The organism is Streptococcus oralis, assembly GCF_001578705.1.
GTDB lineage: Bacteria > Bacillota > Bacilli > Lactobacillales > Streptococcaceae > Streptococcus > Streptococcus oralis_J.
The window spans coordinates 379,753-392,612 of the sequence record NZ_KQ969038.1; the positions used below are offsets into that span (position 1 = coordinate 379,753).

Annotated in this window: 11 protein-coding genes; 2 read left to right on the forward strand and 9 right to left on the reverse strand. The window is 43.4% G+C overall.

Features of this window, described 5'->3' with window-relative positions; all coding sequences use genetic code 11:
• Positions 1-7: 7 nt before the first annotated feature.
• Together glpK and SORDD05_RS07765 are read right to left on the reverse strand one after the other, a co-directional pair.
• Complete coding sequence (gene glpK / locus SORDD05_RS07760; protein ID WP_061418654.1) at positions 8-1,516, reverse strand: glycerol kinase GlpK; 1,509 nt, start codon at positions 1,514-1,516, stop codon at positions 8-10.
• A 156-nt stretch (positions 1,517-1,672) separates the two neighbouring features.
• Positions 1,673-3,100 carry an AcpB/EbpR/MafR family transcriptional regulator gene (locus SORDD05_RS07765; protein ID WP_061418657.1) on the reverse strand — a complete coding sequence of 476 codons (1,428 nt, stop codon included), beginning with the start codon at positions 3,098-3,100 and terminating at the stop codon, positions 1,673-1,675.
• 164 nt (positions 3,101-3,264) lie between these two features.
• Between SORDD05_RS07765 and hslO the strand changes: the two genes are divergently transcribed.
• Positions 3,265-4,137 (forward strand): Hsp33 family molecular chaperone HslO, encoded by an 873-nt coding sequence (gene hslO / locus SORDD05_RS07770; RefSeq protein ID WP_061418660.1) that lies wholly within the window; start codon positions 3,265-3,267, stop codon positions 4,135-4,137.
• Positions 4,124-5,104 carry a tRNA dihydrouridine synthase DusB gene (dusB, locus tag SORDD05_RS07775; RefSeq protein ID WP_061418663.1) on the forward strand — a complete coding sequence of 327 codons (981 nt, stop codon included), beginning with the start codon at positions 4,124-4,126 and terminating at the stop codon, positions 5,102-5,104. Before hslO ends, dusB begins: the two co-directional genes overlap by 14 nt.
• A gap of 55 nt (positions 5,105-5,159) precedes the next feature.
• Here the strand turns inward: dusB and SORDD05_RS07780 are convergent, their stop codons facing one another.
• The 7 genes from SORDD05_RS07780 to SORDD05_RS07810 all read right to left on the reverse strand — a co-directional run bounded on the left by SORDD05_RS07780 (position 5,160) and on the right by SORDD05_RS07810 (position 12,611).
• The gene (locus tag SORDD05_RS07780) at positions 5,160-5,846 is read right to left on the reverse strand and encodes a YoaK family protein (protein WP_061418666.1); all 687 of its coding nucleotides are present in this window, start codon (positions 5,844-5,846) and stop codon (positions 5,160-5,162) included.
• A 126-nt stretch (positions 5,847-5,972) separates the two neighbouring features.
• Positions 5,973-6,656 carry a hypothetical protein gene (locus SORDD05_RS07785; protein ID WP_061418669.1) on the reverse strand — a complete coding sequence of 228 codons (684 nt, stop codon included), beginning with the start codon at positions 6,654-6,656 and terminating at the stop codon, positions 5,973-5,975.
• Between the two features lie 294 nt (positions 6,657-6,950).
• Positions 6,951-7,724: an NUDIX domain-containing protein gene (locus SORDD05_RS07790; protein ID WP_061418672.1), complete on the reverse strand. Its 774-nt coding sequence runs from the start codon at positions 7,722-7,724 to the stop codon at positions 6,951-6,953.
• A gap of 1 nt (position 7,725) precedes the next feature.
• Positions 7,726-8,505: a nicotinamide riboside transporter PnuC gene (gene pnuC / locus SORDD05_RS07795; protein ID WP_061418675.1), complete on the reverse strand. Its 780-nt coding sequence runs from the start codon at positions 8,503-8,505 to the stop codon at positions 7,726-7,728.
• Positions 8,506-8,514: 9 nt separating this feature from the next.
• Positions 8,515-9,573: an AAA family ATPase gene (locus SORDD05_RS07800; RefSeq protein WP_061418678.1), complete on the reverse strand. Its 1,059-nt coding sequence runs from the start codon at positions 9,571-9,573 to the stop codon at positions 8,515-8,517.
• Between the two features lie 145 nt (positions 9,574-9,718).
• Entirely contained in the window at positions 9,719-12,151 is a 2,433-nt protein-coding gene (locus SORDD05_RS07805) for an ATP-dependent Clp protease ATP-binding subunit (protein ID WP_061418681.1), read from the reverse strand.
• A gap of 1 nt (position 12,152) precedes the next feature.
• Positions 12,153-12,611 (reverse strand): CtsR family transcriptional regulator, encoded by a 459-nt coding sequence (locus tag SORDD05_RS07810; protein ID WP_061418684.1) that lies wholly within the window; start codon positions 12,609-12,611, stop codon positions 12,153-12,155.
• Positions 12,612-12,860: the final 249 nt, after the last annotated feature.

Genomic DNA, 12,860 nt, shown 5'->3' on the forward strand with positions numbered 1-12,860 from the left:
AACAGTATTAGTCGTCGATTTCCGCAAAGACTTGCGTTGCTTTCACAGCCTTCTTCCAGCCCTTGTAGAGTTGTTCCTTGCGCGATTCGTTCATGGATGGCTCAAAGAGTTCTCCTGTCTCGTTCAAGAGCTTCAACTCGTCCAAATCCTTCCAGTAACCCACTGCCAAACCAGCTAGGAAGGCTGCACCTAGGGCAGTTGTTTCCAAGTTTTTAGCACGGGCAATATCGATTCCCAAAATGTCAGCCTGGAACTGCATGAGGAAGTTATTCATGGCTGCACCACCATCTACCTTCAAGACTTGGATAGCTGTCTGAGCATCCACTTGCATCGTGTCTATGATGTCACGTACTTGATAAGCGATAGATTGCAAAGTTGCCTTGATAAAGTCTTCTTTAGTTGTTCCACGAGTCAAACCAAAGACAGAGCCACGAGCGTTTTGGTTCCAGTATGGTGCCCCTAGACCTGTAAAGGCAGGTACGACATAGACTTCGTCATTGTTGTGAGAATTGAGAGCATATTTTTCAGACTCTGGTGAATTCTCAACCATGCGAAGTCCATCACGAAGCCACTGAATGGCACTTCCAGCAATAAAGATAGAACCTTCCAAAGCATAATAAACCTTGCCGTTGATTCCGTAACCAATCGTTGTCAAAAGGTTGTTTTCAGATAGCTGCATCTCTTCACCAGTGTTCATGATGATGAAAGAACCTGTTCCATAAGTATTCTTAACCATACCAGGTTCAAAGGCCAACTGTCCAAAGAGGGCTGCCTGTTGGTCCCCAGCCATACCTGAGATTGGCACTTCCCCACCGTAGAAATGGAATGGAGCAGTCTTACCATAGATTTCAGAGTTAGAACGAACTTCTGGAAGCATAGCCTTAGGAATGTTGAGGATTTCCAAAATCTCATCATCCCATTTGAGTTCTTTAATATTATAAAGCATGGTACGAGCCGCATTGGAGTAGTCCGTTACGTGAGCCGCACCGTCAGTCAATTTCCAAACTAACCAAGTATCGATAGTACCAAAGAGCAATTCTCCTTTTTCTGCTCGCTCTTGAGCGCCTTCTACATGGTCCAATATCCAACGAACCTTGGTAGCAGAGAAGTAAGCGTCAATGATCAAACCAGTCTTTTCGTGGAATTTTTCCACATAACCTTGGCTTTTTAGTTGTTCAGCCAGAGGAGCTGTCTGGCGTGATTGCCAAACGATAGCATTGTAGATAGGGAGACCTGTTTTCTTATCCCAGACGACAGTTGTTTCACGCTGGTTGGTAATCCCGATTGCCTCGATTTGACTTGGTTTTACACCACTTTCGATGAAAGCTCCAGCAATAACAGACTGGACGGAATTCCAAATTTCATTGGCATTGTGCTCAACCCAACCTGCTTGAGGGAAAATCTGAGTAAACTCTTTTTGACTAGAGCTGACCTTTTCTCCTTTTTTGTTAAAAATGATGGCACGAGAACTGGTCGTTCCTTGGTCAATAGCCATGATGTATTTTTCTTGTGACATGTGCTGTCCTCCTGATAAAATCTTGAGGGGGTTCCTCTTTACAGTAACTAGTATACAAAATAAAGCGCTTTCTTGTTCATCAATTTTTTTAAAATTTTAAAAAAATGTGAGGAGATTGTGCGAATTTCACAAAAAAGACCTGAAAATTCAGGCCTTTTAGGCAAAGAGCATCTGACGAATTGCTACCAAATCTTCCATATCCAAATCATTTTTCAAGTAGTAGATAGGTGTTTGTTCTTTCTTGGAAATTGGATTGTTTGTAATCAACAAATCATAATGACTAGAAGAGTCAAATGCTTCAATAGTAATGAAGCGATTGTACTCCAAATATCGTTTTAAAAGGGCCGACATTCTCGAAAAAACAAGGAAGCCTGCTGTTAGATCTAACCCTATTCTCAGATGTTGGCCACCATTTTCTGCCATATACTCGATCAACTGGAGCCATTCCCAGAGGATTTTTTTATCCAAATCGGTCCCCTGCTGAAAGGCTGGCAAGGATGTAAAAATCACCTGAGCAAGATCTCGAAAGTCATGCTCCATCAGCAAATAAGGGTGCCGATGCTCTATCTGATACTTGTATCGATCTTGCAAAATATAGCCCTTATATAGATAAACTTGACCACAAAGCTGACTAAGTTCATAGGTGACATGGTCCTCTGTGTAGTCCCCCAGCAGCTCCTCCTTCTTCATTTCCTGGATCATTTGTGTCAGTAAAGCCACAAGTTCTCCCCCAAATCCAAGAATGTACTCCATGGTATGAAGGGGCAAAATGCGATGAGACAAGAGGAAAGAGAAGAAAATCATCATCTCCCCATCCTCAGTTCCTAGAGGAATGTGCTGCCCACCAAAAAAAGAAGAAGCCTTGCCAAGTAGACGAAGGTAGAAAATATTGTCAAAATAGCCCCGCATTTTTTCTTCTATAACCTGAAATTGACAAGCGTTAGCTCGAAGGCGTTGTTGACTGATGTGAGTCCAGAGAACCAAGTCTAATTTCTGACCCGAAGACAACCTGGCACCGCAGATTTCTTCTAGGGTAGCAATATCCTGCTTTCTCTCAGCTTTCTGCATATGACTTTCCCACTTCTGACTGGACCAGACCTTGCGGAAAAGGCAGAAATAAAAGTAACGAATCTGATGCTCTGGACCTCGCCAACGACCATTTTGGATGGATAAGTCAAACTCTGACAAAATCTGATTTAGACTAGCTAAGTGACGACCAAGCGTGGCCTCGCTAATCATCAATTCTTGAGCCAACTGATGAGCTAGAAACTGTTGGTGATAAAGAAGGTAAACCAAAATTTGGTACTTAATGGCATTGTCTAGAAACAAGCTCCGAATCTCTCTCCCCTTGGTAGCTGTACCAATCGACAAACGCAGATTTTCATCTTCCAAGTGGATGGTCAGCTCCAACCCTCTTTCCAAGGCATTTTCGTTAATCAGAGAGATGTACTTGGTTAGAGTCGCCTTTGAAAAACCTGTTTCTTCCATGGTTTCCTTGACTGTTGTCTGCGAATCTTGTAATAGAAAGGAAAGGACTAAAAATTGACCAGATTCGGCTTTTTCCATCAAATCACCTAAATACATTTGTTACCCCTTTCATTTTCTCCTTCAAGCATAGCATAAATCTTAGAAATGCGGAAATAATCTGTTTCTCATTTTATTTTAAAGCCGATTTCCTCGTCATTATTCCACAGAAACAGCAAACACACGGCTCCCCCTTTGAGCATTTTTATGCTAAAATAGTAGCTATGGATAAAATTATTAAAACAATATCAGAAAGCGGAGCCTTTCGTGCTTTTGTCCTTGATAGCACTGAAACCGTCCGCACTGCTCAAGAAAAACATCAAACCCAAGCCAGTTCAACTGTTGCACTTGGCCGTACCCTTATCGCTAGCCAAATTCTCGCAGTCAATGAAAAAGGAAATACCAAGCTAACAGTTAAAGTTCTTGGAACGAGCTCTCTCGGTGCCATCATCACTGTCGCAGATACCAAGGGAAATGTCAAAGGCTACGTTCAAAACCCCGGTGTAGATATCAAAAAAACTGCAACGGGTGAAGTCCTAGTCGGACCTTTTGTTGGAAACGGTCAATTTCTCGTTATCACAGACTACGGTACTGGAAATCCTTACAACTCCATGACTCCTCTCATCTCTGGGGAGATCGGTGAAGACTTGGCCTATTACCTGACAGAAAGCCAACAAACTCCTTCAGCAGTCGGCCTCAATGTCCTTTTAGACAAAGACGACAAGGTCGAAGTTGCCGGTGGTTTTCTTCTCCAAGTTTTGCCAGGAGCCAAGGAAGAAGAGATTGCTCGCTTTGAGAAACGCATCCAAGAAATGCCAGCTATCTCAACACTTCTGGAAAGCGAAGACCATATCGAATCTCTCCTCAAGGCTATCTACGGTGACGAATCCTACAAACGCCTATCTGAAGAAGAAATTCGTTTCCAATGCGACTGCAGCAAAGACCGTTTTATGAACGCTCTTGCCAGCCTTCCAAGCTCAGACCTTGAGGAAATGAAAGAGGAAGACCACGGGGCAGAAATCACTTGTCAATTCTGCCAAACAACTTATAACTTTGATGAAAACGACCTGGAGGAACTCATTCGTGACAAATCTTAATACACCTTTTATGATTGGCAATGTTGAGATTCCCAATCGTACTGTTTTAGCGCCCATGGCTGGCGTGACCAACTCAGCCTTTCGTACCATCGCAAAAGAGCTCGGAGCTGGACTCGTTGTCATGGAAATGGTCTCTGACAAGGGAATCCAATACAACAATGAAAAAACCTTGCATATGCTTCACATCGATGAAGGCGAAAATCCCGTTTCTATCCAACTCTTTGGTAGCGATGAAGACAGCCTAGCACGCGCAGCAGAATTCATCCAAGAAAACACCAAGACCGATATCGTCGATATCAACATGGGCTGCCCAGTTAACAAAATCGTGAAGAACGAAGCTGGCGCTATGTGGCTCAAGGACCCAGACAAGATCTACTCTATTATCAACAAGGTCCAATCTGTCCTTGATATCCCCCTAACTGTCAAAATGCGCACAGGCTGGTCTGACCCTTCCCTAGCCGTGGAGAATGCTCTCGCCGCTGAGGCTGCTGGTGTCTCTGCCCTTGCTATGCACGGCCGTACCCGCGAACAAATGTACACAGGCCACGCAGACCTCGAGACCTTGCACGATGTAGCCCAAGCACTGACTAAGATTCCATTTATCGCCAACGGTGACATCCGTACGGTTCAAGACGCTAAACAGCGTATCGAAGAAGTTGGTGCTGACGCAGTTATGATTGGCCGAGCAGCCATGGGAAATCCCTACCTCTTCAACCAGATCAACCACTACTTTGAAACAGGAGAAATTCTCCCTGACTTGACTTTTGAAGACAAGATGAAAATCGCCTACGAACATTTGAAACGCTTGATTAACCTCAAAGGAGAAAACATAGCCGTTCGTGAATTCCGCGGCCTCGCTCCTCACTACCTCCGGGGAACATCTGGCGCTGCCAAACTTCGTGGAGCCATTTCACAAGCTAGCACCCTAGCAGAGATTGAAGCCCTCTTGCAATTAGGCAAAGCATAGTCTCACATCTACAACTCACAAAAACGGCAAAGCTCGAAAATGAGTCTTGCCGTTTTTATATATTTTCATCTTGTAAATCTAATTGCTTCACTCTAGCTATATAATAGGACATAATTAAAAACAAATTGAGACTGATAATCCAAACAGACCATTCATGAAGAAAATGCATCAATACAGCCAAGCTGATTGCCCCCACTATGAAACTTCCCACAACAATCCCATAATTTAAGGCTTGACGACGGTATTCTTGGATATTTCCTTCTCTTCTAGCAATGCGATACAAAGCGGTCAACATCTTTCGGTAATTTCCAGACGTCATAAAAATGACATAGGGATGATCTTCAATCAAGCTACCCGTAAATGTTAGCATCATCATTCCTGTTCCAAAAGCAATGAAAGGAACTTCTAATAGAGGAAATCGTGAAAAGAAAGGCAAGATAAGGGTCCCGATAAATAAGGGGAGCAACATCTTAACCCGCCAGTAGGCCGTTTTGCGGTATTCTTTCATGTGCAATGCAAACAGAAATCCTAGAGAAAAGAAAATAATTGAGCAGAATCGCAACATCGTATTGATGACATTTGAGTCGTGCCAATCAGATATAAGTAGGAGAATATTCCCTGTCTGTGTCGCTACCAAACTATGGTATTGAATATGGCAAAACACATCCAAAGAACCACCTACAAACCCAAGAAATACTCCCATCAATCGTGTGTTTTGAGGTAAGATTAATTTATCCGCCATGTACTATCACTCGTTTTCCTTTGGTTTTTTTATTATACCACTTTCTCTTGGAGAAACTAAGTGAAAAACAGTTGGCTCACTCTTTTACAGCACGATTTCTAGTAAGAGTCAAAACACAAAATTTTATTATTGAATCAAGGCAACGCTTGAAACTTTACCATCCGCACCTGTTGTAATTTGGATGATTTTTCCACCTCCGATTTTGGCATTATACTTGCCATCATCAAGAGTGTAAGAGTAGCCTCTGATAGAATAGTTTTCTTTCTTTCCATCTGCAGTTTCTACTGTGAATTGCCCCCCTGATGAAACCGTAATGGTTTCGCCATTCGCTCCCTTCCAGTTGCCTGCAGCTGCTGAGAAATCACCATCGACCATGGTTAAAACACCCTTGTAGCGTTTGTTGTGTTCTGCTTGCTTGTCTTGAAGTTTGCGATCAGTTGTTGGATCATAGCTTGACTGGTTAGACTGGGCTTGAGAACCTTGCTGAGTTGACGGAGCCTGAGAAGGGGCTGGTTGACTAGGAGCTGCTTGTTCTTGTCTTGATTCAGGTGCTGGTTTCGCTTGTGACTGATCTGCTGTTGTAGAAGACTGATCAGAAGATGCTTGAGCTTTTTCAGATGAAGCTGAGCTTGAAGATTTTTGAGTCTTGCTTTCTTTGTTAGAAGAAGCTGCTTTAGAACTTGATGATTGGCTTGTCTTTGCAGAACTGCTGGTTTGAGTGGTTTCGTTTTTATTTCCACAAGCTCCCAGTAGCAAGGTAGAAGCCAATACAGTCGCTGCCATCAATTTGATATAGGTTTTCTTTTTCATTTTCCTACTCCTTTGTAACGTTTTTGAAATGTTAAGAAATCTTTTTGTAATATAATTGTAACATTGGACTTTAAATCTGTCAACTATTTAGAGAAACTATTTTAAAAATTATTCCCTCCACTATTTCAATTCGTAATCGAAACGAAAAAATAGAAAAATTTCCTAGATTAGAGTCATTTTTTACCCCTACTTTTATAATCGCTTGCATTGTTCTAAAATAAAAACAGTCGCAACAGCAAAGTAACTTAATAAGGGCAAATAAAGAGGCCGGGACAAAGTTCCCGACCTCACTTTTTATTTCAATCGATAGGTTTTTCTTGGTTTCTTTTTGGGTACTCGTTTGAGTCCAACTTCTTCTACATATTCGCCGTATTTTACGAGAAAGTTATTGCTGACGATTGGGCGTCCTGGGTTGATGAGATTGACCAGTTCAGTTCCCTCGTAGACAGTAAACTCTTCCTCTAGCAGATAGAGGAAGGTTGGATTCCAGTCGAGACGGCCTTGGATTCGTTTGATGGATTCTTGGATAATGGCATAATGGTCAAAGGCGAAGGCTCTCTCGTCCAGCTCGACTCCCTCTAGGAAGCATTTGCCTGTCTGAAAGTCGACATCTACAAAAACGACATCCTTGGCATCGTCACCTGCCTGAACAAGGTCTAAGGCGCGACTAGGTAAGTACACTAAGTGGGCAATAGTCACTGTCCAGCCCCGTGGATCACGCCCGGGAGTCGATACGGTCATCAATTGCTCGATTTTTTCTAAAGGTAGATCGAGATTGACTTCTTCTCTCACCTCGCGTTGACAGGCATGTGCAGCATCTTCTCCTTTGTCCATAAATCCTCCAACCAAGGCCAAACAGTTTTGATAAGGGTGAGCCTTGCGACGAATCAGCAGGAGTTTGATTTTTCCTTCGACAAAGCAGTAGGCCACCATATCCACTGTCACACTTGGTTTTTCATATTGAGGGAGTTCCTGCTTGTAGTACCAGTCTAAAAACTCCTCCTGACTGGCATGAATTTCAAAATATTCTTTTTCCGTCATCCCTGCTGGAATCATCGTATCGGCCATCTTATGCCTCCTTTCGAACTGCCTTTGTCCATTGGTACCAACCCACTAGACTATTGAGTGTGTAAACCCAGTACATCCCTTGAATGTGGATATTTTCACCCCACCAGAGATAGATACTAAAGAGATTGGTTGCAATCCAGAAAATCCATTGCTCACGGTAGAGACGTGTCATCAAGAGCTGACCAACACCATTGGTCGCATCGGTAACACTATCACGGAAAGGGCGAGCGCTATTGATACTTTGGTAAGCCAAGCCCATACCAATCCAGATAATGGCAGTCAAGGCCAAGTACTTGAGCCAGTCAATAACAGATAATTTCTTAGCTTCAAAGTGGGATTCTTCTGGTTTTCCTTGGTCATTGATACGATTGGACAACCAAGCATAGAGACCAATCGGTTGCATGACAAAGAAGTAAACGGTCGTCAAAACTTCACCATAAAAAGTCGCATTCATGGCCAAAATCAAATAGATAGCCGAGTTAATAGCCCCAAAGAGATAATTGCTCGCACGCCCTTCTGCTACCAAGATAACACAGACAATCCCAGTCCAAGATGCAAACAAGCTCAGCCAGTCATGACTTTCCGTATTTTGAGTGAATTCCAAGATTAAAGGAACACTTGACAAGGCGATAAGATACAACCACTGGAAAAGGCTACGGCCGACAAAGAGATCTTTCCAGATCAGGCGCATGATCCCTGCAAAACCAATCTTACGGGCTTCGGCATGGACATTTTTAAAGTTTTCGATAAATTGTGTGATTTTTTCAGTTAGTTTTTTCATATTTTTCTCCTAATCTGCTTGGTAAATGGCATCAATAGCCACTTTTGCTGCTTCATAATTGCCTAGATAATCCTCTGCTAGATAAACTAAAGGAATGTTGGTTAAGTATTGCTCTCTCATCTGATCCAAATGCTGGGAAAAACTGTAGCGAATATGGTCTTCCGCCATGGTCATATCTCTAAATCCGTCATTGACATAGGAGCCGACAGGTTGCACAAAGAGAATCAAATCCCATTTTTCCTTGGCCAAGATAGAGGCAAAGAGATTGTCAAATGTTTCTCCTGATAAGTCCCCTTGGTCCTCAGTCTTCATGTAATAGTCATAGTAACCCTTGGTTACCAAGGAGTTGGTATCGGCTATCACTAGACCTCGATTGGCATTGCTATCGATTAGTTTTGAGGTCTGATCATACTGTCCCAACAGGAGATAGTAGTAATCCTTTGGAGTCAATTCATCGTCGCGGACATTGTTTTTGATCTGGTACTCACGCGCATACTCCAGACTGACGGGCGCATCGTAATACCTTGCCAAATCCTTGGCTAGAGTGGTCTTCCCATTGCTAGCACTTCCCATAATCAACACTTTTTTGGTAAACTGACGACGGAAGGGTTGAGCGATATATTTCCAATATTTGCTTGGATTTTCTCGAATCATAGTCGCTGAGATATCAAACTTTCTTTCTTGTAAGACGGTTCCAAATCCACGTTTAGATAGCTCTTGCTGGTATTCTTCTTCTCCCACAAAGAAAGTCAAATCTTGCTGGGTTTCATCATAGGAAATCTCCGCTAACATCTGGTTCAACCACTCCTGCCAGCCCATAGGGTAACGGGGAAGGTTGGTCTCATCCAGCTTGCAGACAGAGGTCAACTCGTCATCACGAAAAGCCTCTCGGATATAGCGAAATCGTTTTTGAAGACTTAAGCCTACCTGCTCCCCTCGGTCTCCCTCGTAGCCTGAAACGACTACCCAGACCTGGTCACACTGACGCTTCGCTCGCTGGATTAGATCGATATGCCCTTGATGGAGAGGGGCAAAGGTCCCAAATACCACTGCTGTTTTCTTTTTCATACTCGTTTGCCTTTTTATAATTTTTGATATTTTTATTTTCTATGTTTTTATTATATACTATATTTTTGTTTTGTCAATAGTTTTTTATCATTTTTTATAAAAAAGTAGCAAAAAAAGAATCAGGACTACTCCTGATTCTCCATTTTTAAGCAATATCAAATTTTAATTGACCAGCTTTGACACCAATCTTGAGGGTCTTGCCTGCTACCAGTTCTCCCTTAAGAAGGAATTCTGCCAACTTGTCTTCCACTTCTGTTTGCAGGGTTCTGCGAAGTGGGCGAGCTCCCATTTCTGGATTGTAACCGTGACTAGCTAGTAGCTTCAATGCCGAAGCTTGTAGTTTCAAGTCGATGCCCTTCTCTGCCAGGCTAGCAATCAATGGTTTAACCATGATCTTGACAATTTCCTGCATGTGGTCGCTATCCAAACTGTGGAAGACCACCTTTTCATCAATACGGTTGATAAACTCTGGTCGATAAGCTTTTTTCAACTCTTCAAAGATTCGTTTTTCCATATTTTCCTGGTCAAAACGAATGTCCTTGGCCCCAAAGCCGACTGTCTTGTCATCACGAAGAGCCGTCGCACCAAGGTTTGACGTCATGATAATGATGGTATTTGAAAAATCAACCTTGCGACCCTTGCTGTCTGTTAGAACCCCATCATCCAAGACTTGCAAGAGGACATTAAAGATATCTGGGTGGGCTTTTTCAACCTCGTCAAAGAGAAGCACTGAGTAAGGTTTATTGCGGACCTTCTCTGTCAATTCCCCACCTTCTTCGTAGCCCACATAGCCCGGAGGAGCTCCGTTGAGACGGCTGGCTGCGAATTTCTCCATATACTCACTCATATCAAAACGGATAAGGGCTGATTCGTCGTCAAAGAGGACTTCTGCCAGAGCCTTGGCCAATTCGGTCTTTCCGACACCCGTCGGCCCTAGGAACATAAAGGAACCAATCGGACGCTTGTGGCTGCGAATACCTGACTGATTGCGGCGAATGGCACGGCTAATACTTGAAACAGCTTGATCTTGTCCGATGACGCGTTTATGCAGTTCTGCTTCGAGGTTAAGGTACTTCTTAGCATCTGTTTGCGTCAGCTTTTGGACTGGAATACCTGACAAGCGGCTCAAGGTGGTTAAAATATCAGACTCTGTCACCAAGTCTTTATAGACAGGCACTTCCTGCTCTTTTGCGATTAGCTGGCCTGCTTGTTTCCACTTGCCATCCATCAAGGCCTTGTCAGCTGGACTCAAGTCGGATTCGTCCATTCTCACATGCTTGGATTTGTTTTGCACTGTTGCTGCCGCCTCATCCAAGAGGTCGATAGCAGAGTCTGGCAAGTGACGACTGGTCAAGTAGCGATGCGCCATCTTAACAGCTGTTTCGACAGCTTCATCTGTGATTTTCACACGGTGGTGTTTCTCATAGGTAGCCTTCAAACCTTGCAAAATGGTCATGCTGTCAGCTAAACTTGGTTCTTCAATCGTCACTTTGGCAAAACGACGAGAAAGAGCTGCATCTTTTTCGATGTGTTTTTGGTATTCTTCCTGAGTGGTTGCACCAACCGTTCTCAACGTTCCACGTGCCAAGGCTGGCTTCAAGATATTGGCCGCATCCAGAGTCGAGTCAATACCACTACCAGAACCCATGATGGTGTGGAGTTCATCGATAAAGAGGATTACTTTGCCATCTTCCTCGATATCCTTGATGATATTGTTCATGCGCTCTTCAAAATCTCCACGGAAACGTGTTCCTGCAACAACATTCATCAAATCAAGCTCCAAAACGCGCATCTTAGCCATTTCCGCAGGTACATCCCCACTAGCAATACGCTGGGCAAGTCCAAGGGCCAAAGCTGTTTTCCCGACACCAGCATCTCCAACCAAGACAGGATTGTTCTTGGTCTTCCGACTCAAAATCTGAATCATACGTGAGATTTCCTTGTCACGACCGATAACTGGCTCTAACTTGCCAGAGCGCGCTTGATCTGTCAGGTCATGCGTATAATCCTCTAGACCACCACTTGGATTCTGAGGCATGCCCATCATATTGGCCATGGAATTTTGCTTGTCTGCTACCGTGCGATGGCGCTGACGCAAAGCCTTAAGGTCTTCTCTTGTCCAACCAGCACGTTCCTCTAGATTGCGACGAAGAGCAGCAATTCTGACCTGATCTTTCTGGTCTTCATAAGAAAAGCCTGCTCTCTCCAAGATGCGAGTTGCCAAGGCATTGCCATCATGCAAAATCGCATAGAGGACATGCTCTGTCCCTAGCACCTTTGCGTGGACCACTGAAGCTACATACTCTGCTTCTGCAAAGAGAACCTCCAAACGATGGGAAAAGGGCAATTCCGTAAAGGTTTCATCTTGGCTATAGTCCGTTTCAGTCAGTTCCAACGCAACCTCTTCTAAACGATCCATTTCATAAGGATAATCATTTAGAGTCGCACCTGCCACACTGTAACTGTGATTGGACATGGCAATCAATAAATGCCAAGACTCTAGATATCGAGCTCCAAAATGGCCCGCAACCATGTAGGCACTTTCGATACATTCATTCAATGCTTTTGAATAGTTCATCTTACTTCTCTTTTCTATCTACCTCTTGTAATAGCTGTCGGAGCATATTGGCACGGACTACTAAGGATTCTTCCCCTAGGACACGATCTGTTGCTACTGAAGTCAGCAAGGTCATCTCCTGCTTGGTCATCAAGTCCTGCTCCACCAAAAGTTGCAGGATATCCTCATAGATTTCCTGACTAACTCGCTCACCAATCGAGTAAAGCAAATCGCGGAGCATCTCATGATGATTGGAAAACTCAATCCGTCCGATGCGAATGTAGCCTCCACCACCACGCTTGCTCTCAACCAAGTAACCTCTGCTTTCAGTAAAACGTGTCTTGATGACATAGTTGATCTGACTAGGCACAACCTGAAAGGTATCCGCCAACTGGCTCCGCTGCAATTCCACGATACCAGATTGGTCTAAAATTGCCTTGATATAGGCTTCGATATGATCTGATGTATTTTTAAATCTCATAGTAAATCAAACTCCTTCTTTGAACCTTGACTATCTTTGACTATACTATCATTTAACACTCTATAAGTCAAATTTTTAGAGCTCAGCCCTTGAAAATACTGACTTTCTTTAAAAACATTTAGGCATTAAATCGCCTTAGTTTTTCTTGAAAGTTCCTAAAAAAGTCCACAAAAAGAGCCCTAAAAAGGGCGTAATATTGACGAGTTCAGCAGGCAAGAACTAGCACGGTCAAACGTACTTTTTACTATG

Coding starts and splice junctions, on each gene's coding strand:
- glpK (WP_061418654.1), bottom strand. CDS start 1,516: ATGTCACAAGAAAAATACATCATGGCTATTGACCAAGGAACGACCAGT.
- SORDD05_RS07765 (WP_061418657.1), bottom strand. CDS start 3,100: ATGTATTTAGGTGATTTGATGGAAAAAGCCGAATCTGGTCAATTTTTA.
- hslO (WP_061418660.1), top strand. CDS start 3,265: ATGGATAAAATTATTAAAACAATATCAGAAAGCGGAGCCTTTCGTGCT.
- SORDD05_RS07780 (WP_061418666.1), bottom strand. CDS start 5,846: ATGGCGGATAAATTAATCTTACCTCAAAACACACGATTGATGGGAGTA.
- SORDD05_RS07785 (WP_061418669.1), bottom strand. CDS start 6,656: ATGAAAAAGAAAACCTATATCAAATTGATGGCAGCGACTGTATTGGCT.
- SORDD05_RS07790 (WP_061418672.1), bottom strand. CDS start 7,724: ATGGCCGATACGATGATTCCAGCAGGGATGACGGAAAAAGAATATTTT.
- pnuC (WP_061418675.1), bottom strand. CDS start 8,505: ATGAAAAAACTAACTGAAAAAATCACACAATTTATCGAAAACTTTAAA.
- SORDD05_RS07800 (WP_061418678.1), bottom strand. CDS start 9,573: ATGAAAAAGAAAACAGCAGTGGTATTTGGGACCTTTGCCCCTCTCCAT.
- SORDD05_RS07805 (WP_061418681.1), bottom strand. CDS start 12,151: ATGAACTATTCAAAAGCATTGAATGAATGTATCGAAAGTGCCTACATG.
- SORDD05_RS07810 (WP_061418684.1), bottom strand. CDS start 12,611: ATGAGATTTAAAAATACATCAGATCATATCGAAGCCTATATCAAGGCA.